This window comes from Streptosporangium subroseum, assembly GCF_900188345.1.
Lineage (GTDB): Bacteria > Actinomycetota > Actinomycetes > Streptosporangiales > Streptosporangiaceae > Streptosporangium > Streptosporangium subroseum.
The window spans coordinates 33,914-57,632 of record NZ_FZOD01000009.1; the positions used below are offsets into that span (position 1 = coordinate 33,914).

Genomic DNA, 23,719 nt, shown 5'->3' on the forward strand with positions numbered 1-23,719 from the left:
TCCCTTTTCTCTGGCCGTGGAAGGATCGTCCGTGTCGTTCCACAGGGGAATACGCGCACCTCGCGGACAGGGTTCACTGCTTGCCAGGAAAAGTGACCGAGCCCGCATTTTTACGCACTGAAGTGCTGATACGCCCCGAACTCCTCATTCCCGGGCGCTGAGCTAGTCGGGCATGCCCTGGTGTTCCGAGATGCTGTCCAGCCAGGCGCGGTGCAGACCGGCGAAGCGGCCGGCATCCGCGATGAGCCGGTCGGGCGGGCCGTCCTCGACGATCCTGCCGCCGTCCATCACGAGCACCCGGTCGGCGATCTCCACGGTCGACAGCCGGTGAGCGATGATCAGAGCGGTCCGGTCCGCGAGGATCGTCTGCATCGCCCGCTGTACCAGCCGCTCGCTGGAGACGTCCAGGCTGGAGGTCGCCTCGTCGAGGATCAGGATCGCGGGATCGGCGAGGAAGGCCCTGGCGAACGCCACCAGCTGCCGCTGCCCCGCCGACAGCCGTCCGCCGTGCTTGCCGACGGAGGTGTCGTACCCCTCGGGAAGCGCCGAGATGAAGTCGTGGGCGCCGATGGACCGGGCGGCCTCGACCACCTCGGCCATGGTGGAGCCGGGCCGGCCGAACAGGATGTTGTCGGCGACGGAGCCGGAGAACAGGAAGTTCTCCTGGGTCACCAGCACCACCGCCTTGCGCAGCGTGTCCTCGCCGAGATCACGCAGGTCGACGCCGTCCAGCAGCACCCGGCCGGCCACGGGGTCGTAGAACCTGGCGACCAGCTTCGCCAGCGTGGTCTTGCCGGCCCCGGTGGTGCCGACCAGTGCCACGGTCTGCCCCGCCGGGACCGTCAGCTCCATCCGGGGCAGCACGGGGGTGCCGTCCAGATAGGAGAACTCCACCGCCTCGAACCTGACCTCCCCGCGTGGCCGTTCCAGCGCCACGGGATCGCGGGGCTCGGCCACCTCCGGGCGCTCCTCCAGCACGCCGGAGAGCTTCTCCAGCGCCGCGCCGGCCGACTGGAAGGTGTTGTAGAACTGCGAGATCTCCTGCATCGGCTCGTAGAACTGGCGCAGGTAGAGCAGGAACGCGGCGAGCACGCCGATCTCGATGTGGCCGTCGATATGCCGCCATCCGCCGTAGAACAGGACGACCGCGATCGTGACGTTCCCGATCAGCTTGACGCCCGGCATGAAGACCGCGATCAGCTGCATGCTCTGCTTGTTGGCGTCCCGGTAGTCGACGTTCAGCTGGGAGAAGATCGCCTGGTTGCGCGGCTCCCTGCGGAACGCCTGGACCGCGCGCATGCCGGTCATCGACTCCACGAAGTGGACGATCACCAGGGCCACGGTCTCGCGGGTCCTGCGGTAGATGAGGCTCGACTGCCGCCGGAACCAGCGGGTGAACAGCAGCAGGATCGGCAGCGGCAGCAGGGCGACCAGGCCCAGGGGAACATCCAGGACGAGCAGCAGGACCGCCGTGCCGACCAGCGTCAGCACGGCGGTGACGAGACCGTCGAAGCCCGACTGCAGCATCTCGGAGATGGCGTCGATGTCGGAGGTGAGCCGGGAGACGACCCGGCCCGAGGTGTAGTTGTCGTGGAAGGACAGCGACAGCTTCTGGAAGTGGTCGAAGACCCGGCGCCGCAACTCCAGCAGGATGTTCTGACCGATGCGGCCTGCCATCCGCAGGAACACCATCCGGGTCACGGCCTGGGTGATCGCGGCCGTCAGGATCACCGCGACGACCGTCACCAGCGTGGTCGGCTCCTTGCCCGCGAGCATCGGGGGAATGCCCGAGTCGATGCCCACCTTGATCAGGTAGGGGATGGAGAGCGCGGCCACGTTGGAGAGCACGATGACCGCGACGAGCAGGATGATCTCCCTGCGGTACGGGCGCAGCAGGTCGCCGAGCAGCCGCCTGGACCGGCTGCGGAGCAGGAAGGACACCTGCTCGGACAGCTCGTCCTGATCCTCGGCGGCGACGCCGCGCCAGTCCTGCTCACCGATCTCGGCATCGGTCCCGGTCTTGGTCTCTGCCTCGGCCCCGGTCGCAGGCCCGGTCTTGTTTCCGGCGTTCTCGGCGTTCTCGGCTTCGTTCTCGGCTTCGGCTCTGGTCTGGCTCATCGCACGGCCTCCTCGATGTCCGGGTCGCTGGAGAGCAGGGCGCGATACTCCGGCACGCTCGCCAGCAGTTCGTGGTGGTGGCCGACGTGCGCGATCGTGCCGTCCAGCAGCAGTGCCACCTTGTCGGCGAGCAGTACGGTGGACGCCCGATGCGCGACGACGATCCCGGTGGCGTCACGCAGCACATGCCGGAGCGCCTCCTCCACCAGGGCCTCGGTCTCGACGTCCAGGGCGGACAGGGTGTCGTCCAGCACGAGGATGCGGGGCCGGCTGAGGACGGCGCGGGCCAGCGCGAGGCGCTGGCGCTGACCGCCGGACAGGGACATGCCCTGCTCGCCGATCCTGGTCTCCAGACCCCACGGCAACCGGTGGACGAACCCGGCCTGGGCGATCCGCACCGCCTCCGCGATCTCCTCCTCGGTGGCGTCGTGCCGTCCGAGCGTGAGGTTCTCCCTGACGCTCATCGAGAACAGGGTCGGCTCCTCGAAGGCCGTGGCGACCATCGAGCGGAGCGCGGGCAGCGACAGATCCCGGACGTCGTGCCCGTCGATCGTGACCCGGCCCGCGCTGACGTCGTACAGCCGGGGCACCAGGGCGGTCAACGTCGTCTTGCCCGACCCCGTCGCGCCGACGATCGCCACCGTCTCGCCCGGCCGTACCTCCAGCCAGACGTCACGGAGCACCGGTTCGGCGGCGCCTGGGAAGCGGAACTCCGCGCCCTCGAAGCGAAGGTGGCCGCGCGGGTTCTCGATCACCCCGGTGCCTCCGACGATCTCCGGTTCGGTGTCGAGCACCTCCATGACCCGGTCCGCCGCGGTCATCGCCTCCTGGCCCATCGTCAGGATGAAGCCGAGGGCCGAGATGGGCCAGACCAGCTGCAGCATCAGCGTGGTGAAGGCCACCAGCGAGCCCGTCGTCAGCGAGCCGGAGCCGACGGCGAGAGCGCCGAGCAGCAGCACGAGCGCGAGGGTGATGTTCGGGATGACTTCGAGGAAGGTGAAGAACCTGGCCGACAGCCGTACCTTCTCCATCGAGGTCTCGTAGACCTTGAGGGCTCCCTCGTCGAAGGTGCCGAAGACGTACCGGCGGCGGCCGTAGGCCTTGATGGTGCGGATCCCGGCCGCGGACTCCTCGACGACGGTGGCGAGGTCGCCCTGCTGGTCCTGGACCCGCCGGGAGATCGTGATGTACTGGCGCTCGAAGTTCAGGGAGGTGACCAGAACCGGCACCACCGAGGCGACGACCAGCAGGCCGAGCGGCCAGTACATCTGCAGCAGCAGCCAGGTCACCGTGATGATCTGCAGGGTGATCAGGACGAGGAAGAGCAGACCGAAACCGAGGAACCGCCGGATCGTCGACAGGTCGGTCGTCGCGCGGGACAGCAGCTGGCCGGACTGCCAGGAGCCGTGGAAGCTCATCGGCAGCCGCTGCAGGTGCTGGTAGAGGTCGTCGCGGATGCTGGTCTCCAGGCCGAGCACGGCATCGGCCAGGAACCACCGCCGCAGGAGGACGAACAGCGCCTCCAGCACGCCCAGCGCCAGGGCGAGCAGCGAGAGGGGGAGGAGCGCCCCGGTGTCGCCTCGGGCGACGGGGCCGTCGATGATCTCCTTGCCGACCAGCGGGATGACGATGCCGATCCCGACCGCGCCGAGGGACGGCAGCCAGATGAGGATCAGGCGGACGGCGTAGGGGCGGAGGTAGGACTTCATGCGCCACAGCGAGTTCATCCTGCTGCGGTGCGGGCGGGCGGGCTCAGACGGGGGTGTTTCGGACGTTTGATCGGGGACTGCGGTATCAGGGGGCATCAGCAGGCAGCACGCTCCTCACGGTCTCCAGTTGAGATGATCACCTTTCGGGACGAAGGGCCCGCTAAGGTTAGATCCCCCGTCAACTGGTTTTCCGTGCCCCGCTCCTGGCCGGACGCCCCGTCGGATCACCGTCACCCGCGGTGCGGGCGACCACCTAGTTTCCGTGTCCGGGCACGACGTTGACAACTTGTTTCGAGGCGGTCATGTTGTCACCGCCGGGGCAGGTAACCCCTACGACCTTGGCTTTCATCCGCTCTTCCGGAGGACTCCGCGAAGGAGCCCGTTCCCGCGGACGGGGTCCGGCAGTAAACAGCGACAGCCCGCTCCCGCGCGGGCGGGGCCCGGTGCCTCCACCGGGTCCCGCCCGCGACCGTCGTGCTCCCGCGGCCGGTGTCACATTCCCGCGGTTGTCATCGCTCCCGTGGCCGTCGCGCCTCGTGGGTCATCGTGTCCTCCCGGCGGTGAGGGCGGCCATCTGCTCGCGGACCTCGTCGTCGGGCTCGCGGCGAAGTCCTTCCGGAACGGGTCCGCCAGGTGGTCGAGAACGAGATCCTGCCATCGGGGCTGCCGCAGCAGCTCCTCGTAGCGGTCGCGCAGCACCTGAAGATCGTCACCGGACCAGTCCAGCCCCTCCAGGGGATGCCGCAGGAACCAGACGATGCCGAGCAGGTGGTTGAGCCGCCCGACGGTCGCCTCGTGCCAGTCGATCAGCTCCGCGTACCGGCTCAGGGCCGGTACGGCGTCCGGGTAGTCGGTCATGTCCTTGGCCGGGCCGCCGAGGGCGAGGGCGGACAGGATCTCGCCCGCGCCGTCGAGCAGGTCGTCGTCGATCTCGGATTCCAGGAGTGCGGAGTACAGGTCACCGGTCGTCGCGGCGAGGTGGGCCAGATACTCACCCATGATCCCGTTGCGGAAGCCGTCCCGCAGGAGCCAGGCCTTGACCTCCGGGTCGTCACAGCCCTCCAGCCGCTCGACGGCGTGGATGCGGCCCCAGCCCCGGACGCGGCGGGCCAGCTCGTATGCCGCCCGCTGCGGGTCGGGCTGGGTGCGCGTCAGGGCGACCACGGCGTAGAGGGTGAACTCCTCCAGCGCTCCGAGGAGGAGGAGCAGGCCGCGGTCACTGATGTCGCCGCAGGCGCCGACGAGCACGAGCCCGATCTTCGTGGCGTTGCGCCGGGTGCCGTGCTCGGCCAGATGCCGTCCCACGGCGTGCAGCCTGTCCCTCGGCAACTTCCTGCGCCGCAGCTCGTCGAGGAGAGCGTCGGCGATGTCCAGCGCGGGTGGGTCCGCCGCCCGCTCGTGCAGCCGGGCCAGGTCGTCCGGGTGCGGCGGAGCGGTGACGAGGGACTGCATCAGGTCGGCGATCTCGCCGACCGCGCCGGGGTCGGAACCGGGGGCGAAGTGATGGGTGCGTATCCCGTCCAGGACGGCGGTGCTGATGAACACCTCGCCGTCGTCGGCGCGGGGAGGTTCGTCGGGGAGCAGCTGAGCCTCTTCTGGCCACGGGCCGACGCCGTACCGCAGGGACATCTCGAGTGCGTGAGCGAGGAAGGTGGGGCTGTCGCCGACGAGGGCGTCACCCGGCTTCCAGGTGCCGGGCTTCACCGGCTGGGGCGGTGGTCGCCCTTTCCATAGATCATCATGTCCGCCATGATGCACGTCGCCCGCCCCGCGTGCAAGCCCGTTCTCGCCGGGCCGGGAACCCCGGGCAGGAAACCCGGGCCGGGTCCGAGGGCCGGGCGGGGTTCGTGTTCGAGATGTACTACGCCATGAGCAACTTCGTGCCCTGGCGCAAGCCTCGTGGGCGCTGCTGCACGAGCGCATGACGGTCCTGGTGGAGCGCTGCGAGGACGCGCGGCGCGCGGGCGACGCCCCCGAGCCGGTGGTGTGCATCCACGGCACCAGCATCGCCGACAGCCTCATCACACCGCTGAGGTTCTATCCGCCGCTGATGGAGAACTACCAGCTCATCAGCTACTCCCGGGCGGGCTGCAACGGCAGCACCCTGAAGACGGCCGAGCTCAGCATCGAAGGCGGCGCGGAGCACGTCAAGCAGCTTCTCGACCACCTGGGCATCGAGAAGGTTTACGAACGGCGCGCGTACGGCGCGGTCCAGCTGACGGAGTAGAGGAGGTTTGATCACGCGTGGTCGTCGCGGGGCGCGGGCCAGTCCCAGTGCGGGACCTCGCGCAGGGGGTGCAGCTGGTCGTCGGTCTCGGCGTGGGAGTTCTGCTTGGCCACCTGCGTGCCGAACTCCACGTGGGAGCGGAGCGCCTCCCGGAAGGGCGCGTCATCGGGTAGCTCCGCCGTGTCGGCCGCCGCCATGTACAGGTCGACGAACCGCTGTCGCTGCTCTTCGGTGATCTTCAGGCCGCGGTGCACCGCGATGAGCCCCAGGAACCCGCCCATCTCGTCGGTGAATGTCGTGGGCCCGCCGAAGGTCTCCGCGGTGAAGGCCGACAGGTGCGCGACGTGATGGGGGCGACCCTCGCCGAAGAGCGGCTGGAGCAGCGGGTCGGACAGGACGCTGCTGTAGAAGATCTCATTGAATCGGCGGAGGCCCTTGAGCCCACCGGCATGTTCGAAGAGTGTGGCCACAGTTACATCATTACACGCCATGTCAAGTAATCATCGGGAAACAAGAAGATCCCGGACCGCGGTGGCGGCCCTTCTCACGGATCATTCTTTCGGTCATGATCTCCGCTCTCCGGCCCGGACGCAAGCCGTTGTCACGTACATGGGAGAGCCTGGCGGCGGAGTGGACTTCTCTCCGGAACTCACGCGGCATTGCCCTCATGAATGGCGCGACAGAACGGGTATCCAAGACATACCGCTAAGATCATTCGCATCTTCACTCACCTCTGGGCCGCCGCCGGCCGATACCGCTTCGGGCGCGTGGCCGCCGTCGTCGTCGCGCTCTACCTGGCCGCCGTGGCCGTCGCCGCGGTGCTCGCCGCCGTGTCCGGCGACCTGTCGGCGCTGTCGGTGGCCGCGACGGCCACGACGTGGGCCGTGTTCGCGGAGGGAGGGGACTGGCCGGGGCCCCTGCTCACCGGCATCTGCGGGTTCAACGCGTGGGTGCTGTGGCAGGTGCTGCGCGGTCCCGCGCTGCCGCGTGCCGGGGGGCTGCCGCGCGACGTGGTCTGGCTTCGGCGCCTGCTCTATGCGGGCGTCGCCGGCGACCTGGTGCTCTGGGAGTTCGTCGAAGCGCTGTCCAACACGGTGGCGTACGTCGCGAGCCTGGTCATGTGGGCCGTCACGATGATCCTGCTGGTGCGGGTCGTCTCCGGGGTCTCGGCCTGGTTCCGGGCGATCGCCCTCGCGCTCGGCCTGATCGGCGTGCTGACCCCGGCACCGCTGTTCTTCCTCGACGGCCCTGGCTTTCAGGCGATCAGTCTGCTGGGACTGGCGAGCATCGGCTGGACGGTGATGATCCTCGTCGGGCAGCGCCGCGACGGGCGGTGGAGCGACGCCACGATCAACATCGGGAGGATCGCCCTCGTCGCCGCGCTGGCCTCCCCCCTGTTCGGCCTCGTCTTCCAGAGCGAGCTGCTGCCGTTCGACGGTTCGTGGCTGGTGGTGAACGCGCTCGGCGCGCTCACCACGTTGTGGCTGGTGCGCACCGCGCACGAGCTCGCCAGGCCCGCCGACATGCCCGCCGCCGAAACCGCCACGCGGCCCGCCACCGGTCGCGGGCCGCGGCTGCCCGCCGTCGCCGCGCTCGTGCTGCCGCTTGTTGTGGTCGGCGCCGAGGGAGACGCCCGGTTCAGCTTCACCGGCGCGGACGAGGGCTGCCGCGATCAGATCCGCTCCTACGCCGACACCCGGCCGGAGGACCGGCAACAGGCGTTCCTCTGCCTCGCCAGGGACGGCACCTACACGGGGACGCCGATGTTCCCGGAGAACTTGCCGGACCAGCGCCTCCTGGCGTACGGCGAGGAACTGTGCGCGGTGCCCGGCGTCGAGGAGCGGCGGGCGCTGCTCGGGCGGGCGGGCGGATCGGCGGACGTGGCCGAGCTCGGCGACGCCCTGGAGTTCCTGTGCCCCGGCGTCGTCGCCCGGCAGCGGGCGGACGAGGCGCGTGAACAGGCCGAACAGGGGCGGGAACGGGAGCGGGAGCAGGCCGCGTGGGAGGCGGAGATGAACGCCCGATGCGCCGACCCCTGGCCGAAGCTGCGGGCCAGGCGGCAGGGCACGGCCGCGTACCTGCTCTTCGAAGGGGGCGGCTACGCCGTCTTCGACGACCGGGACGACACCGAGGGCGCGGGCGGCGACCGCTTCAAGGCCATCGACGACGGGTTCATCGACGCCGCCGGCAGCAGCGCCGCCATCACGACCTACGGCGAGAACGCGCCGATGTGCGTCACGGTCAAGGCGTTCGGCGCCGCCCCGCCTCTCCGGCTCAAGGGCTGGGACCGGGTGGTCGAGGTGGGCGTCGTCAGCCGCAGCGGCCGCCTGATCGTGCCGTCGTATCCCGAGGGCGGCGAAAGCGGGGCGATCCGGTCGCTGCCCAACCTGGCCGTCGACGGCCCCGGCCGCTACCGGATGCGCGTCTACGCCCGCGCGTTCGAGTGGGACGAGGACGACCTCGACGCGCCCGTCGAGGAGCACCTGATCGTCGTCTATCCCGGCCGTTCCACGAAGAAGATCGTCCACCGTCCGCGACGGTAACCGGGCAGCCGCCCCGCGCGTAGACGATCCGTGTTGCGCCCTTACCGTTGTGGCCGAGCCGACCTGTCGCGCCGGCACGACTACAACGCCGACGTCCTCGGCGGCTCACTGCACGGGCTACTCGACCTCGCAGGTCGGCGCCCGGTCATCGCCGCGCCCGCGGATCTTCGGCTCAGCGATCCGCGAGGGTTTCACCGGCGTCGTTCACGGGGAGAGCCGGTGCAGGTCGCGGGGGAACAGCGTGACCTGGCGTACGTTCGGCACGTCGAGCAGGCGTGCCATGAACCGTTCCAGCCCGAAGGCGAAGCCGCCGTGCGGCGGCATGCCGTAGCGCATCGCGTCGAGGTATCCCGAGTATGCCGACAGGTCGCTCTCGCCGCGCGCGGTCAGTGCTCGTACGTAGTCGGCGTGCCGGTGCAACCGCTGGCCGCCGCTGACCAGCTCCAGGCCACGGAAGATCAGGTCGATCGCGCGCGAGTAGCCGGGCCGTTCCGGGTCCGGATGCGTGTAGAACGCGCGATGCGCGGTCGGGTATCCCTCGACGAACACGAAGTCGGAGCCATGCTCACGCAGGGCCCACTCGCCGATCCAACGCTCATGCGCCGGCGCGAGGTCAGGCTCGGCGGTCACGTCCTGGCCGGTCGCCCTGCTGATCATCTCAAGCACGTCGGCGAAGTGCACCACCACGGGTTTCTCCGTCAGCGCGGGCATGGTGACGTCGAGAAGCTCAAGCGAGGGACCGGCCGAGGCGCGGATGCCGGCCAGCATGCCCCCGACCGTCGCGTGGCACGCGGCGATGACGTCACGGTGGTCCTCGATGAAGCCCATCTCGGCGTCGAGAGAGGTGTACGACGCGAGGTGGCGGGCGGTGTCGCTCGGCTCGGCGCGGAAGACCGGTCCGACTTCGTAGACCCGCTCGAAGACGCCGACCATCATCTGCTTGTAGAGCTGAGGAGACTGCGCCAGGTATGCCGGACGGCCGAAGTAGTCGAGCTTGAAGACGTTGGCGCCGCTCTCGGTCGCCGTGCCCACGATCTTCGGGGTGTGGATCTCGACGAACGACATCGCTTCGAGCGCCGTACGGAACCCGCCGACCGCGGCCGCGCTGATGCGGTGGACGGCGGCGAGCTTCGGGTGGCGCAACGCGACCGGCGCGTGGTCGAGCATTGCCGGCAGGCTCGCGCGCAGGTCGGGCCGGTAGAGGTCGAACGGCGCCGGCTCGGCGGGGTCGGTCAACGCCTCGATCACCGGTGAGGTGATCTCGACGCCGCCCGGTGCGGACGGCTCTGCGGTGACCGTGCCGACGACGGCGACCGTCGTCTCTTCCGGCAGGGCCTCCAGCTGAGCGCGGGCGGCCTTTTCGGACACGACGATCTGGGTCAGGCCCGCGGCGTCGCGCAGGATCAGGAAGGCGACCGACTTCAACAGCCGGCGACGATGAATCCAGCCCGCGATGCGTACGGTCTCGCCGACGTGTGCGGACAGCTGGGTGGACAGGATGCGTTGCATGGTGGTGCCTCCTCTGGTTCGCAACGCGTCCCCTGAGAGGCGTGGGCGAGCGGGATCCTCGCGGTACCACCACACCTTCGCTACGCCACCGACTCGCGCGGCGTAGCCTCTGCAAACCCTTGACGTGGGCGATTCGGCGGGACTCTACTGGGCCCGAGGGCCGTTCTTCCCCGCAGCTCAGGAGGGTCTTCACACCCCGGTCGGAGTCCGCCTTCGCAGCTGCCGGCGGCTCTCTCCAACTCCGGTGATCGAGGTGCTACTCGGCTCCGTCGTCGCTGTTGGGCGCCATCCTAACCCGGGTCGCGCCCGGCCTCATACCGAATTATCGCCGCCGATTTCGGCGAGGCTCGCCCTGACCACCTGGCGGCTGCTCAACGGCCGAGAAAGATCCGGCCTGGATGCCCGCGAGTCGCACTAGGCGTGCCAGATGGCGGCAAGCTGCCGGGTGGCCAGGCGGGCCGGGATCGCGCGCAGCAGGGTGTCACGCGCCCAGGCGGCGGCTCCGGTCTGCGAGGTCAGCCGCGACTGCCGCTCCGCGGCCCGCATCAGCCGGTTGGCGCGTGGGCGGCGCTGCGCGTCGTAGCGCAGCAGCCGCTCGGCCACCTCGGCGGGCCCGGCCCCCGACAGGTGGCGGGCGAGCGCGGCGGCGTCCTCGAAGGCCTGGCTGGCGCCCTGCCCGAGGTCGGGCGTCATGGCGTGCGCGGCGTCGCCGAGCAGCGCGATCCTGCCGGTCGCGAACGCCGGCAGCGGCTCGGCCAGGCAGGCGATCGGGTCGACGTAGACGTCGTCGGCCGCGGTGGCCGCCAGCAGCGCGGGGACGGCCGGGTGCCAGTCGGCCATCAGCGCCAGCATCTGCTCGCGCGCGTCCTTCGGCCCCGGGACGGGCTCCGGCAGCGCGGAGTCGGTGAACCAGTACAGCCGGTCCGAGCCGATGGGGAACAGCCCGAACATCGCCCCGGTGCGCCGGTCGATCAGGATGCCGGCCAGCAACTCCTCCACGTCCAGCCCCGCGCGGCTGGGCAGGGTGCCGCGCAGGTCCATGCGGCCGATCCTGCGCAACCCGCGGTGCCCGGGAAACAGCTGCCCGCGCAGCCTGCTGCCGATCCCGTCGGCCACGATCACCGCGTCCGCCTCGTCGACGCGCTCGCCGCCGCTGAACACCGTCACTCCGTCCACGCCGGGCTCCAGCCGCTCCACCGGTGTCGCGGTCCGCACCGCCTCGGCGGGCAGCGGGGCGCGCAGGGTGCGGTGCAGCTTCGCCCGGTCGGCCACGATCATCGACCCGACCTCGCGCTGTGCCCGTACGGCGTCGGTGATCAGCAGCGGCCGCCCGCGCCAGTCGCGCAGCCCGGCGCTGCGGGCAGGGGTGGACTGTCCCTCGGCGTCGTAGCCGAGCTCCTCCAGCGCCCGGAGCCCGTTGGGCATGATCACCACGCCGGTGCCCGCCTCGCGGAGCTCGGCGCCCCGCTCGTAGAGGGTCACCTGATGTCCCTGACGGTGCAGGCCCACCGCGGCCACCACTCCACCCAGCCCGGCACCGACCACGACGACACGCATGGCACTCCTCCATTCACTACGAACGTACTACTACGGTTATTGGTAGCATGGCAGGGTGCCGCCCACCAATCCAGCCCGCCGCCAGGCCCTGACGGACGCCGCCATCGACCTGCTGGCGGCCTCGGGGGTGCACGGGGTGACCCATCGTGCGGTGGAGAAGGAGGCGGGGCTGCCGACCGGCACGGCGTCCAACTACTTCCGCAGCCGCGAGGCGCTGCTGGTGGCCGCCGCCGAGCGGGTGGTCGAGCTCCACCTGGCAGACATGGACCAGGCGGCCGAGCACCGACCTGCGGGCGACGCCGACCTGGTGGAGATGCTGACCGAGTCGTTGCTCGCGGCGGTGACCACCCTGCGCCACCGCTACCTTGCGATCTTCGAGCTACAGCTGGAGGCGGTGCGCCGTCCGGCACTGGCCGCGGCGCTGGCGGGGCTGCAGGAGGTCGCGGTGCGTTTCACCGCCGAATATCACGACCAGCTGGGGCTGAAGATCGCGCGCGAGAAGGTCCCCGCGCTCATCGCGCTCTACGGCAGCGCCCTGTTCGCCCTGGTCAGCGCGCCTGCGGGCAGTGTCACCCGGCCCGTCGTCGAGGACATCGTCGACACCATGGTGTACGGCTCGGCCGTATCCGGATGACTGGCGCGGCACCTTCCCGAAGCACACGTCGACGTCGGCGGGTTCCCTGCCCCGCAGTGGCTCACCCTATTCGGATGGAGGGCGATGGCCCCTCTCCGCGTCAAGCAGCCGGGATCGGGGAGACGCCGTTTTTCCACAGTCCCTGGCGGATACCGCGAAGGGACAGATGCATCCGATGGGTGGATTGACCTACGGGGCTTAGGGCAGGGGGGCGGATCCGGAGACGGGCCGCGTTCGCCGGCTCGGCCGGGGCCTCGTGCTCGGTCCACCGCATGGATACTCGACCGTTCTTTGGCGCGCTGCCGGCCCCGTGAGGGCGGTTGATGGAGGACGATCATCCCTATGCGGGATGTGGCCTGCAGAATGGAGAGGGCGGTGCGGATGCGGCAAGCGGGAGTACTGGACGTCGGGTGCCACAGCGCTTTCCTCATCGTGGTCCGACCCTCGCGGAAGAAGGCGGGGCTGGAGACGATGGTGTCCTGCAAGGTGCGGCTGGGGCTGCACCAGATGCTCACCCCGGACGGACGGGTGAGCGAACGCGGGGTGCGCAGCGTGCAGCGGGCGGTGGCCAAGGCGATGGGCGGGGCGGACTCGCGGCAGGAGGTGTTCGCGTTCGCCACCTCCGTCATCCGGGACGCGCCCAACCGCGATGAGGTCATCACCCGGGTCGCCCAAGCCACCGGCACCCACCTGCAGGTGATGTCGGGCCAGGAGGAAGCGCGACTGGCGTACGTCGCCGCCCGCCGCTGGGCGAACCAGACGAGCAGCCCGCTGCTGGTCCTGGACATCGGCGGCGGCACCGTGGAGATCGCCGCCGGCACCGGCGAGCAGCCTCACATCGTGCACTCGCTGCCGCTCGGCGCCAGAAGGATCACCCGCGAGCTGCTGCCCGGCGGCCCCTCCTCCAGACGGCACCTGGAGGAGGTTCGACAGCACCTGCGTCACGTCCTGCGCCAACTGCCCGACCTGCCGCAGGCCCAGCGGGGCGGGCGTGTGGTGGCCTGCTCCAAGACCTTCACGCAACTCGCCCGGCTCGCCGCCGCCGCCGGCGGCAAACCGGCGTACGCACGCCGGCGTCTGACCCTGCCCGGGCTCCGGGCATCGCTCGCCCTGCTGGCCGGCACCGACACGGCCGGCCGCGGTGACCTGCCGGGCATCAGCGGCCACCGCGCCGAGCAGTCCCTCGCCGGCGCGCTGGTGGCCGAAGCCCTGATGGAAGCCTGCGGGGCCACCCGCGCGGAGATCTGCCCCTGGTCCACCCGGGAAGGACTCCTGCTGGAACACCTGGGCGTAACCCCGGGTGAAAAACCGAGAGAGAGCCGACACCGCTAAGCCCCCCACGGCGGGCGTCGAGCGACGCGACCGGACCCGGTTGCCGTCGCTTCGCGCACGACGTCAGGTCGCCGCCGGCGAACGGCCGAGGGGCAGGTGGGCAAGGAACATCGGTGCCGAAGAGCAAGCGCGCCATGGACGATGCGCGCAGCCCTCTATGACCGATACGGCCCCCCGGAGGTGCTGTACGAGGGCAAAGTACCCGTGCCGGACGTCAAGCCCGGTGAGGTGCTGGTCCGCGTCCACGCGGCCGGCGTCAACGGCGGCGAACTGGCCGGCCGAGCTGGGAAGCTGCGACTGGTGACGGGGCGCCGCGACCACCCTCGCACAGCGTCAGGCTGTGGCTCGCAGGTGCTCCTGTGCCCATTCTTCGAAGCTGGTGAGCGGGATGCCCAGGGCCTGCGCGTACTGCGGGCGGGCGGGCTGGCCGACCACGTTTGTCCGTTCGTGGCTGGCGCCCGCGGGCGGCATCCCGGCGGCGATGGCCTCCTCCAGGGTCATGTCGGGTGCGGCCAGCTCGGTTCCCAGGCTGTGAGAGAGGACCTTGGCGATGTCGGTCATCGTCAGGTAGTCGCCGGCCAGCTCCAGCTCGACACGGTCGAACCGCTCGGGCGCGGCGATGGCGGCGGCGGCGGCCCTGCCGATGTCGTCGACCGCGACGAGGGACATCTGAGTCCCGGGCTTCAGGATGCTCACCAGGCCACCCTCGACGCCGCGGGGAAACAGGAACGCCTCGGAGGGCAGGAGATTCTCCATGAAGAAGCCCGGTTTGATGAGCGTCCAGTGCGTGAAGCCCGCTTCACGGACCCGGTCCTGGATGCCGGCCTTGGTGGTGTAGTAGGGCTCCATCGCGGCCCACCGGCCTTCGGCCCAGCCTGGCTCCTCGGTGTGCTGCCCGGCGCCGGAGACGGAGGTGTGCACGAACTGGGGCACCTCGGCGGCCCTCGCGCCCTCGATCAGATTGACGGCCTGGGCAAACTCGCCTTCGAAGGCGCGTCCGTTCATGTCGGGCATCTGCACAGAGAAGACGGCGCGAGCTCCTTCGGCGGCCCGGGTCACGGAGTCGCGGTCGTCGAGGTCGCCGGTGACCAGTTCGGCGCCGAGCGCCTCGACGGCCTTCGCCCGGTCGGTTGCCGGATTGCGGACCAGGGCCCGGACGGGGATGCCCATCGCGAGCAGGGCGCGGGCGGTGGCGCTGCCTTGGCGGCCGGTGGCGCCGGTGACCAGGACGGGTGCGGAGCTTGTGGTCATGGTGTTCCTCGGGTGGTTACACGCAACTAAGTGGCGAGGCCCGCCACTTATATTCCGGTACGATACGGAGGGCCCCGCCATTTAGCAAGCTCGGAGATGACGCCATGACCGTCCAGCGCGCCGACGCCCGGCGCAACTACGCGCGGATCCTCGCCGTGGCCGAGGAGGAGGTCGCCGCGCACGGCGCCGACGCCTCCCTGGAACAGATCGCCCGCACCGCGGGAGTCGGATCGGCCACCGTGCGCCGGCACTTCCCCGGCCGGCGCGCGCTGTTGGAGGCGGTGTTCAGCGAGCGGATCGAGGCCCTGTGCGCCCGCGCCGCGGAGTTGGCCGGGGCGGCCGACGCGCGGGCCGCGCTGCTGGACTGGCTGGGCGCGCTCACCACGTACGCCGCCTCCGCGCGGGGCATGGCCGACGCGCTGGTCCAGGACGGGATGGACGACCCGGAACATGTGAACGCCTGCTCGGCGAAACTCACCGGGGCGGCCGACCCGCTGCTGCGGCACGCCACTCGGGCCGGCGCGGTGGCGCCGGGCGTGACCACAGCCGACCTGATCACTCTGGTCACGGGCATCGTCCTGGTCACGGAACACCACCCGGACCCCGCGGCCGAGGCGCACCGGCTGCTCGGCCTGACCATGGAGGGAGTCAGCCCTCGGAGGTGAGCGGAGTGAAGCGCGGTTCGACTCCCTGGGTTCGCACGGGGACTCCGGGGCCCAGTGCGTTCCGCCAGGGTGAACGGCGCGAGGAAACCGAAGTCAATCATGGTCTCTGATCGCGCCGACGAGCCCGGTGAGCGACCTATGTCAAGGCCGCGGTCTCCAAGACGCGCATCGGGGGGTGCGCTGTGTTCGCTCGGCTCACGAGCCGTCGCGCAGTTCGCCCAGGCGCTCGCGCGTGAAGCGGATGTCGTCGAAGACGACGACGCACCCGTCACCGGTCGGCGACTGCGCCTCGAAGCCGATCGCGGCGGGCGTGGACGTGCCGTCGATGGCGAAGAAGCGGATCATCCGCCAGGTCTTCCCGTCGAGGGAGGCGTGGTAGGCGAAGGTGTGGTCGATCCGGGAGACCCGCAGCCACACCGTCCGGCCGTCGACGACAAAGGCGTTGGCGTCATCGGCGACGCCGCGGGCGACCACGGAGACGATCATCGGCTCGCCGTCGGGGGAGAACTCGAAGCAGAGCTTGCCCCAGTGGCGGTCGTCGATCCACAGGAGCAGCACCCCCGCGTCGTAGGTCGAGGCGAACTCCACGGTGACGCGGGCGCTGAACTGGAAGTCACCGTCCGGGGGAACACCGAGCAGAGTCGCCGCGTTGAGCATCGACTCGGCGTTGAGCTGGGTGCCGGCTCCCGGGTCGATGAAGATGTCGCTGTGGGGGGCGGCCGAGGCCGTCACCGTGGCGGGCGTCCCGGCGATCGTCCATGCCGCCTCGGAGGACGGCGAGAGGGTGAAGGGCAGGCCCGGTACGTTCCAGGCGATGGCCATGTCGTCTCCGTCTGTCGTCGGTTCATCGCTGTGCCGGCCCGGTGCTCCCGAAGTCGTCCCAGCCGCGGAGTAGAGCGTTCTCACAGGTCGCTACGGATGACGGTCGCTTGATTCGGCATTCCGTTCCGATCTGGAAAGTCAATGATCGATCCAGGGCTCATCGAATGTAAAGGTCGCGCAGGCCCGGCAGCCGGCCCGCTGGGCTGATCACGACAGGAGGTCGCGCCAGCGCTCGGCCGACTCCAGCGTGTCCAGGCTGATCCGTTCCAGGAATGCCCCGCCCCTGGCCAGCCGGCGCCCCACGGGCGTGTCGAGCCCGAGCGCCTCCGCCCCCGCCTTCGCGGCCTGCGCCGCCTCGAGCGTCTGCCGCGAGCCGGTCAGTATCGAGTGGTACCAGGCGTCGTCGTCGACCACGTAGATGTCGCGACGCCGCTGCGGATCGCGCTCGCGCCTGATCAGCCCCTGCCGGATCAGATAGCCCACGGCCATGGAGACCGAGGCCGGGCTGACCTTCAGCCCGCGCGTCAGCTCGGTCGCGGTGAGCCTGCCGTCCTCGCTCAGCCACAGGCCGATGAGCACGCGCGCCATCATCTTCGGCAGGCCCATCCCGACCGCCATCTCGATGGCACCGTCTCCCACCTCGCCGGCCTTGCCGTCCGGCGGGCCTACCGCGGACGGGGGAGCCGGCGTGCCGCGCCGCGCCCGCCGCTCCGTCGCCCGGTGCGCCCGCTCGGGCCGGTAACCGCCGGGGCCGCCGTTGCGGCCGATCTCCCTGCTGATCGTCGAGGTCGGCCGGTCGAGCCGCCTGGCGATCTCGGCGTAGGAGAGTCTTTCGGCGAGGCCGGTCGCGATGCGATGACGGTCCTGCTGGGTCAACCTTCCTCCTGGCATGACGCCATTATTGCGTTCGCCGCCATCCATTGCAACATTTCATTGCATTCGATCCCAGCGTCATTGCATCAGTTTTCCCGCATTTACCTGCGTATATGTGAAGTTGTTGATTGACGATTATTCTGAATGCAACGTAGCTTTCAATGTATGCCGAACGCGTATTATCGTGAAGATCCGGTCGCCCCGCCCTTCGACCGCGCACCCGCCTGCCCCTTCGCTCCCGCCCCCGAGGTCACCGCGCTGCTCACCCGATTTTTGGCGCTGCGGCTCGCCGTACCGGAAGAAGAGACGCAGCTGCGCACCGCCCCCTCGCGGATCCACGGCGCGCGCAGCCTGCCCATCACCCGGGACCGAGGTTGAACACGATGAGGACCATCGAGACCCCCGGCCCCATGCCCGCCATCTCGGTGACGGGACTGCGCAAGTCATACGGCTCGCACCGCGTCTTGGACGGCATCGACCTCACCATCCCGCAGGGCACGATCTTCTCCCTGCTCGGTCCCAACGGCGCGGGCAAGACCACCACGGTGCAGATCCTGTCCACCCTGATCAGGGCCGACGCCGGCGAGATCTGGGTGGCCGGGCACGACCTGGCCGGAGAACCCGACACGGTGCGCGCCGCGATCGGGGTCACCGGCCAGTTCTCCGCCGTGGACCACCTGCTCACCGGCGAGGAGAACCTGCGGCTCATGGCCGACCTGCTCCACCTCGGCCGCTCCCGCGGCGGCAGGCGCATCCGCGAACTGCTGGACCGCTTCGGCCTCACCGACGCCGCACGCAAGCCGGTGGCCGCCTACTCGGGCGGCATGCGCCGCCGGCTCGACCTCGCCATGACCATGGTCGGCACACCCAGGATCATCTTTCTCGACGAGCCGACCGCCGGCCTGGACCCGCGCAGCCGCCGCACCATGTGGCAGATCGTCAGGGAACTGGTCGAGCAGGACGGTGTGACCATCTTCCTGACCACCCAGTATCTGGAGGAGGCCGACGAGCTCGCCGACCGCATCGCCCTGCTCAGCCAGGGCGAACTGGTGGCCGAGGGCACCCCGCAGGAGCTCAAACGGCTGGTCCCCGGCGGCCACATCGTCGTGCGCTTCGCCGACGCCGACGGTTACCGCAGAGCTGTCCCGCACATCGGCGCCACCTCGCGCGACGACGCGGCGCTCACCGCCCAGATCCCCGGCTCCGGCGGCGTCAAGACGCTGAAGAACCTCCTGGAGTGGCTGGACACCCAGGCCGTCGACGTCGCCGAGCTGACGGTGCACACCCCCGACCTGGACGACGTCTTCCTCACCCTGACCCAGGAGTCCTCGACCAAGGAGCCCTCCCGATGAGAGCGATCACCGACTCGGCGACGATGCTGCGCCGCCAGATCAAACACATCTGGCGCTACCCCTCGCTGATCCTCACGTTCGCCGCCGTTCCCGTGGTGTTCCTGCTGCTGTTCGTCTACGTCTTCGGCGGCACCATGGGCGCGGGCATCGGCGGCGACCGCACCGCCTACGTCGGTTACCTCACCCCCGGCATCATGATCACGACGATCGCGGGCGCCGCGCAGGGGACCGCGATCTCGGTGGCCACCGACATGGCCGAGGGCATCATCGCCCGGTTCAAGACCATGGCCATCGCCCGCGTCTCGGTGCTCACCGGCCACGTGCTCGGCGCGATGGTGCAGACGTTCATCGCGATCGCGGTGGTGACCGGAGTGGCCGTGCTGATCGGCTTCCGCCCGTCCGCCTCGGCGCTGGACTGGCTCGGCGTGGTCGGTGCGCTGGTCATGTTCACCTTCGCCATCACCTGGCTGTCGGTCGCACTCGCCATGGTCTCCAAGAGCGTCACCACGGCCAGCAACCTGCCGATGCCGCTGATGATCCTGCCCTTCCTCGGCAGCGGCTTCGTCCCGACCGAGTCGATGCCGACTGGATTGCGCTGGTTCGCCGAGCACCAGCCGTTCACCTCCGTCATCGAGACCCTGCGCGCGCTGCTCGCCGGCCGCCCCGCCGGCTCCAGTTTTGTGGAGGCGGCCGTCTGGAGCGCGGTCATCGCCCTGGCCGGATACCTGTGGGCACGGAGGCTCTACAACCGATGAGATCCACCCTTGGCCGGGACAGGGCGTCCGCGCCGTCTCGCCCACCTCGGGGAGGTCGCATGATCCGGCACCGGTTGCGACGACCGGCCACCGGCCGACCACACCGCCTGCCGTTCAATCCGCGCGGATCCTTCTCGACCCGAGCTTGAGCCCCTGGATCCGCTACCGCTTATTTCTGCGCGCTTCCTCCGACAAGTCCTGATCTTGGGCCCGCGGGGGGTCGCCCCGCGGGCCCGGATCAGTCGAGCAGGGCCGTTACCGTACCCGCGCCGACGGTCTTGCCGCCCTCGCGGATGGCGAAGCCGAGCCCGGTCTCCAGGGCCACCGGCCTGCCGAGCTCGACGGTGACCTCGACGGTCTCGCCGGGCAGGGCGAGACCGTCACCGCGCAGGTCCATCCGGCCAGGAACGTCGGTCGTCCGCAGATAGAACTGCGGGCGATAGCCCGTCGCGACAGCCGTACTCCGGCCACCCTCGTCACCTGTCAGGAGGTAGACGCGGGCGGTGAACAGCCGGTGGGCGCTCTGGGTGCCGGGCGCGACCAGCACCTGACCCCGCCGCACCTGCTCGCGTCGGATCCCGCGCAGCAACAGCGCCGCGTTGTCGCCGGCCTCGCCCCGCTCCATGGTCTTGCCGAAGGTCTCGACCCCGGTGACCACCGCGGTGAAGCCCTCGCCGAGCCCGACGGCCTGGACGGTGTCGCCGATCTTGACGGTGCCGCGCTCGATCGCCCCGGTGACGACCGTGCCCCGTCCGGTGACGGTCAGCGCGTTCTCCACAGGCAGCAGGAACGGAACGTCGGTGTAGCGGACCGGAACCGGGACGTGGTCGTCGACCGCCTGGAGCAGCGCCTCGATGGAGGCGACCCACTCCGGGTCGCCCTCCAGCGCCCGCAGCCCGGAGACCCTCACGATGGGCACGTCCTGATAGCCGTGCTTGGCGAGCAGGTCCCTCAGCTCCAGTTCGACGAGGTCGGCCAGCTCCGGGTCGGCCCCGTCGGCCTTGTTGAGCGCGACCACGACGTGCTCGACGCCCACCCGCTGCGCGAGCAGCACGTGTTCGCGGGTCTGCGGCATGATCCCGTCCAGCGCGGACACCACCAGGATCGCCCCGTCGAGCTGCGCCGCCCCCGTGATCATGTTCTTCACGTAGTCGGCGTGGCCGGGCATGTCCACGTGCGCGTAGTGGCGCGTGGCCGTCTCGTACTCGACGTGGGAGATGTTGATGGTGATGCCCCGCGTGGCCTCCTCGGGTGCCCGGTCGATCCGGTCGAACGGCACGTACTTCGCGCCGCCCCGCTTGCTGAGCACCTTGGTGATCGCCGCGGTGAGCGTGGTCTTGCCGTGGTCGACGTGTCCCATCGTGCCGATGTTGAGGTGCGGCTTGGTGCGCACATAGGCCTGCTTGGCCATGATCTTTTTTCCTTCGACGCTCGCCTGTGGCGGTGACCCGGGCTCGGCCAACCCCTCCCCGCCGGGTCACCCAGGACTCACGGGAAAGGGTCAGCGCTCCGCGCCGTCAAGCCGCTGCGCGGCGGGCATCGAGGCACGCTTCGGCGCGCCCGCGGTGGCGGGCGTCGCGAGAGTGGCGTGCCGGAACATGCGTTCATGGTCCGGTACGGCGCGGCGCGACCGCAACCGAATTTCCGCCGATCGGGATGCCCGGGTCGGGGCGACGGTCACCGGCGGCCGCGACGGGCCTGGGCGCGGTAGTGGTCAAGGACGTCCTGGCGAAGGAGGTGGCCGAAGCCCGCGGCGTTGATGCGCAGGCCGAGTTCGGGCTCGGTCACGCCGAGTGCGGCGGCGGTGTCGGCGAGGTTCCAGCCGGCGGCGGCGAGCTGGGTCAGCAGATGGCCGCGGCGAACCTGGTTCTCCGACAGCCGGAACGTTTTGAGGTACGCGAGCCGGCCGGTGCCGTCGGTGATGAGCTCGCCGATGTGGTTCTCCCGCTGCCGCTCGAAGGGTGGCAGGAAGCGCGACAGGCGGTAGCCGCCCATCTCGTAGACGTGCTGATATGTGTAGCCGGTGCCCAGCAGCCCGCCCGCCATGACCTGGTCGTGGAAGGCCGCCCACTCCTGTTGCCGCTGACGGGCCTGGGCGCGCAGCTCGGCGAGCGACCGCACCGTCGCGTCCACGATGCGGGCGCGGAAATCGGGTACCGGCATGCTGAGCATCGCGTAGTGGTAGATCAGCTCGCCGTACAGGTCATGGACGAGGGTGGAGTGCAGGGCGCGGTAGTCATCGGGGTGCGGCACCACGAACGCGGCGGCGAGCGCGTCCGCGGCGTAAACCAGGACGCCGCACTGGCCGGGGTGGATCTCGAAGACGCGAAGGGCGTCCTGCAGGCCTCTGACCGCGGCGCCGGAGTACGCCTCCTCGACGCGGGGGGAAAGCCCGCGGTTGATCGCGCGGCGTGACCATTCGTCCCACGCGATCTCCGGCCCGCCGAAGTGCAGCGCCAGGTATCCCTCGAGCGCCAGGTGCAGGGGCAGGAAACGCAGCCGGTTCCTGTCGGTGCGGCGAGCCATACGGCGGTGGAACCGCAGCGGCATCCGGCTGGGCGTGCGGTCACGCTCCGCCGGTCCCCGCAGCTGGGTTCCGTACGCCGCGGCGGGGGTGGCGTCGCTCGCCCAGCTCGCCACGAACCCGTGAGGGATGTAGGAGGAGTACACGGTCCGCGAGTCCACCTCCACAACGCCGAACTCCGCGTCGTAGAGCCGGACGTCGAGCCGCAGGTCCTCGATGGGCTTCTCGCGGATCAGCGGGACGAGCCGTACGCCGCCCCACGTCTGCGCGGGGCGGGTGCTCAGCCCGGTGAGAGCGAGATCCGTCATGCGTCATCCTCCCGCAGGAACTCCTCGATGCGGCGTGCCAGGTGGGCGCGCAACTCGAAGAGCCCGGTGCGCCCCTCCGCGAACTGAGCCAGCTCCACCAGGGCGACCAGGTTCTCGGCGTCGCGGATCCCGGCGGTCGGGACGGTGGGCGCCAGCCGCCGTACGTCGAAGTCGGCGGCGTCGTACACCGGGTTGAGGTGCACGACGGCGCAGGTGTGACGGGGGTCGAGCCGGGTGCGCCAGATCCGCAGCACCTCTCCCGCGAGCCCCGGCGGTGAGTTGTCCCATCCGTCGGAGACGATGAGAAGGCGCTCGGGCCGGCGGTCGAGGCCGTCGAGGATGCGTTCGCCGAGCGGTGTCGCCCCGTACGGCCGGGCGAGCAGGGCGTCCGAGCGGCCGGAAAGCCACAGCGGCGTGTACTCGGAGGCCAGCGCCTCCAGAAGGAAATGGCAGGCGAGCGCGACGGCGAGCGGACGGCGGCGCTTGTGCCCCGAGCCGTACGAGGAGAAGCTGTCGTCGAGGACGGCGACCACCGCGCCCCAGCGCCCGGCCTGATCACCCGCGCTGCGGCGAGCGGCCGTGCGCAGCGCCGCCGTCAGCTCGGCGCGGCGGTGCACGCGATCGTCCGGTGAGAGAGCGAGCACGTATGACGCCAACCGGGTCAGCGGCATCGTGGCCAGGTCCGCCCGCACCGCGTCGGCCCCCAGAGTGCGCGCCGACTCCTGCAGGCGCAGGCGCTCCAGCCGGGTGAGCCGGGGCGCGATGCGCTCCAGGAATGCGGCGCGTGCGATGCGGTGCTTCGCTGCGAACCCCTCCGCCACCGTGTAGGGCAGCTTGTACAGCGCGGCCTGCTCGTAGTGGGCCCGCCGCCAGGTCTCCAGGATCGGTGTGGTGTACGCGGCCGGTCGGTGCGGGGTGAACAGGAACGGCCCCAGCTCTCCACCCGGCCTCAGATGGGCATGGCGGACGGCGTCCTTGACGGCGGCGCGGTATTTCACCGCGTCGAACGCGAGGTCGGGACGTGCGGCCAGCCAGTCCCGCATGATCGCTCTCGTGCGCCGGTTGTTGACCTTGGCGCGGCGCAGTTCGCGGAACAGCCCGTACACCCGAGGCGGTGGCAGCAGGGCCAGCCGCCGGGCGATCAGGCGCCCCTCGGCGCGACGCTGGTCCGGATCCGCCTCCGCGGTCGTGGCCAGCAGGTTCAGGGCGATCAGTACGGCGTTGTGGTCGTTGACGTCCAGGGCGAGGGTGGCCGCGTACAGGTCGCGGTAGTTGCCCAGCAGGTAGCGGTGCAGGAAGTCCAGCGAGAGGCTCTGCTCGCCCGCACCCGAGTGGAACTCACGCTGGCCGGTGGAGGTGATCGCCGCGTTCACGAACAGCAGGACGTCGTCGGCGGCTATCAGATCCGCGATGGTCTCGCTGTGAGCGTTGATCTCCGTCTCCGGGTTGATCTGGGAGGCCGACCGGGGAATGGGGGCACGAACTGCGAATCATCGCTTCACAGGCGGGTTCCGGAAGTCGCACCGGAGTCCCGCGGTCG

Annotated in this window: 20 protein-coding genes and 1 pseudogene; 9 read left to right on the forward strand and 12 right to left on the reverse strand. The window is 70.3% G+C overall.

Annotated features, from left to right (window positions below):
- Positions 1-162 precede the first annotated feature (162 nt).
- The 3 genes from CHC08_RS11725 to CHC08_RS11735 all read right to left on the reverse strand — a co-directional run bounded on the left by CHC08_RS11725 (position 163) and on the right by CHC08_RS11735 (position 5,531).
- Positions 163-2,118, reverse strand: coding sequence for an ABC transporter ATP-binding protein (locus tag CHC08_RS11725; protein ID WP_089207265.1), 1,956 nt, complete (start codon positions 2,116-2,118; stop codon positions 163-165).
- Positions 2,115-3,845 carry an ABC transporter ATP-binding protein gene (locus CHC08_RS11730; protein ID WP_245878267.1) on the reverse strand — a complete coding sequence of 577 codons (1,731 nt, stop codon included), beginning with the start codon at positions 3,843-3,845 and terminating at the stop codon, positions 2,115-2,117. Before CHC08_RS11730 ends, CHC08_RS11725 begins: the two co-directional genes overlap by 4 nt.
- A 474-nt stretch (positions 3,846-4,319) precedes the next feature.
- Positions 4,320-5,531 carry a hypothetical protein gene (locus CHC08_RS11735; RefSeq protein ID WP_089207267.1) on the reverse strand — a complete coding sequence of 404 codons (1,212 nt, stop codon included), beginning with the start codon at positions 5,529-5,531 and terminating at the stop codon, positions 4,320-4,322.
- Between the two features lie 217 nt (positions 5,532-5,748).
- Here CHC08_RS11735 and CHC08_RS11740 point away from each other — a divergent pair, with 217 nt between their 5' ends.
- Entirely contained in the window at positions 5,749-6,054 is a 306-nt protein-coding gene (locus tag CHC08_RS11740) for an alpha/beta fold hydrolase (RefSeq protein WP_179281989.1), read from the forward strand.
- Between the two features lie 11 nt (positions 6,055-6,065).
- Here CHC08_RS11740 and CHC08_RS11745 read toward each other — a convergent pair whose 3' ends face one another.
- Positions 6,066-6,524 carry a group II truncated hemoglobin gene (locus tag CHC08_RS11745; protein WP_089207268.1) on the reverse strand — a complete coding sequence of 153 codons (459 nt, stop codon included), beginning with the start codon at positions 6,522-6,524 and terminating at the stop codon, positions 6,066-6,068.
- Positions 6,525-6,821: 297 nt separating this feature from the next.
- Here CHC08_RS11745 and CHC08_RS11750 point away from each other — a divergent pair, with 297 nt between their 5' ends.
- Positions 6,822-8,597, forward strand: a complete 1,776-nt coding sequence (locus CHC08_RS11750) for a hypothetical protein (RefSeq protein WP_089207269.1) — start codon at positions 6,822-6,824, stop codon at positions 8,595-8,597.
- 204 nt (positions 8,598-8,801) lie between these two features.
- On the opposite strand, the gene aspS is transcribed toward CHC08_RS11750, so the two are convergent.
- Positions 8,802-10,106: an aspartate--tRNA(Asn) ligase gene (gene aspS, locus CHC08_RS11755; protein ID WP_089207270.1), complete on the reverse strand. Its 1,305-nt coding sequence runs from the start codon at positions 10,104-10,106 to the stop codon at positions 8,802-8,804.
- 414 nt (positions 10,107-10,520) lie between these two features.
- Entirely contained in the window at positions 10,521-11,663 is a 1,143-nt protein-coding gene (locus tag CHC08_RS11760; RefSeq protein WP_089207271.1) for an FAD-dependent monooxygenase, read from the reverse strand.
- 55 nt (positions 11,664-11,718) lie between these two features.
- Here CHC08_RS11760 and CHC08_RS11765 point away from each other — a divergent pair, with 55 nt between their 5' ends.
- From CHC08_RS11765 to CHC08_RS51450, 3 genes and pseudogenes are all read left to right on the forward strand, one after another.
- Positions 11,719-12,297 (forward strand): TetR/AcrR family transcriptional regulator, encoded by a 579-nt coding sequence (locus CHC08_RS11765; RefSeq protein WP_089207272.1) that lies wholly within the window; start codon positions 11,719-11,721, stop codon positions 12,295-12,297.
- Positions 12,298-12,678: 381 nt separating this feature from the next.
- Entirely contained in the window at positions 12,679-13,629 is a 951-nt protein-coding gene (locus tag CHC08_RS11770) for a Ppx/GppA phosphatase family protein (RefSeq protein WP_089207414.1), read from the forward strand.
- Positions 13,630-13,770: 141 nt separating this feature from the next.
- Positions 13,771-13,938, forward strand: a pseudogene (locus CHC08_RS51450) (NAD(P)-dependent alcohol dehydrogenase); the annotation flags it as partial.
- Between the two features lie 24 nt (positions 13,939-13,962).
- On the opposite strand, the gene CHC08_RS11780 reads toward CHC08_RS51450, so the two are convergent.
- Positions 13,963-14,880: an NmrA family NAD(P)-binding protein gene (locus tag CHC08_RS11780; protein ID WP_089207273.1), complete on the reverse strand. Its 918-nt coding sequence runs from the start codon at positions 14,878-14,880 to the stop codon at positions 13,963-13,965.
- 104 nt (positions 14,881-14,984) lie between these two features.
- On the opposite strand from CHC08_RS11780, the gene CHC08_RS11785 reads away from it, so the two are divergent.
- On the forward strand, positions 14,985-15,545 hold the full coding sequence (locus CHC08_RS11785) for a TetR/AcrR family transcriptional regulator (protein WP_089207274.1): 561 nt from the start codon (positions 14,985-14,987) through the stop codon (positions 15,543-15,545).
- Positions 15,546-15,740: 195 nt separating this feature from the next.
- Here CHC08_RS11785 and CHC08_RS11790 read toward each other — a convergent pair whose 3' ends face one another.
- Positions 15,741-16,367: a DUF1349 domain-containing protein gene (locus tag CHC08_RS11790; RefSeq protein ID WP_089207275.1), complete on the reverse strand. Its 627-nt coding sequence runs from the start codon at positions 16,365-16,367 to the stop codon at positions 15,741-15,743.
- Positions 16,368-16,574: 207 nt separating this feature from the next.
- The gene (locus CHC08_RS11795; RefSeq protein WP_089207276.1) at positions 16,575-17,243 is read right to left on the reverse strand and encodes a helix-turn-helix domain-containing protein; all 669 of its coding nucleotides are present in this window, start codon (positions 17,241-17,243) and stop codon (positions 16,575-16,577) included.
- Between the two features lie 162 nt (positions 17,244-17,405).
- On the opposite strand from CHC08_RS11795, the gene CHC08_RS11800 reads away from it, so the two are divergent.
- Genes CHC08_RS11800 through CHC08_RS11810 form a run of 3 tightly spaced genes read left to right on the forward strand, consistent with a single transcriptional unit; the run spans position 17,406 to position 19,347 of the window.
- Positions 17,406-17,618 carry a hypothetical protein gene (locus CHC08_RS11800; protein WP_089207277.1) on the forward strand — a complete coding sequence of 71 codons (213 nt, stop codon included), beginning with the start codon at positions 17,406-17,408 and terminating at the stop codon, positions 17,616-17,618.
- Positions 17,619-17,623: 5 nt separating this feature from the next.
- Positions 17,624-18,592 carry an ATP-binding cassette domain-containing protein gene (locus tag CHC08_RS11805; protein ID WP_089207278.1) on the forward strand — a complete coding sequence of 323 codons (969 nt, stop codon included), beginning with the start codon at positions 17,624-17,626 and terminating at the stop codon, positions 18,590-18,592.
- Positions 18,589-19,347, forward strand: a complete 759-nt coding sequence (locus CHC08_RS11810) for an ABC transporter permease (RefSeq protein WP_089207279.1) — start codon at positions 18,589-18,591, stop codon at positions 19,345-19,347. Before CHC08_RS11805 ends, CHC08_RS11810 begins: the two co-directional genes overlap by 4 nt.
- Before the next feature lie 238 nt (positions 19,348-19,585).
- Here the strand turns inward: CHC08_RS11810 and tuf are convergent, their stop codons facing one another.
- The 3 genes from tuf to CHC08_RS11825 all read right to left on the reverse strand — a co-directional run bounded on the left by tuf (position 19,586) and on the right by CHC08_RS11825 (position 23,552).
- On the reverse strand, positions 19,586-20,758 hold the full coding sequence (gene tuf / locus CHC08_RS11815) for an elongation factor Tu (protein ID WP_089207280.1): 1,173 nt from the start codon (positions 20,756-20,758) through the stop codon (positions 19,586-19,588).
- Between the two features lie 266 nt (positions 20,759-21,024).
- The gene (locus CHC08_RS11820; RefSeq protein WP_089207281.1) at positions 21,025-22,179 is read right to left on the reverse strand and encodes an ARPP-2 domain-containing protein; all 1,155 of its coding nucleotides are present in this window, start codon (positions 22,177-22,179) and stop codon (positions 21,025-21,027) included.
- On the reverse strand, positions 22,176-23,552 hold the full coding sequence (locus CHC08_RS11825; RefSeq protein ID WP_245878268.1) for a hypothetical protein: 1,377 nt from the start codon (positions 23,550-23,552) through the stop codon (positions 22,176-22,178). The genes CHC08_RS11820 and CHC08_RS11825 overlap by 4 nt, the downstream gene beginning before the upstream one ends.
- Positions 23,553-23,719 lie beyond the last annotated feature (167 nt).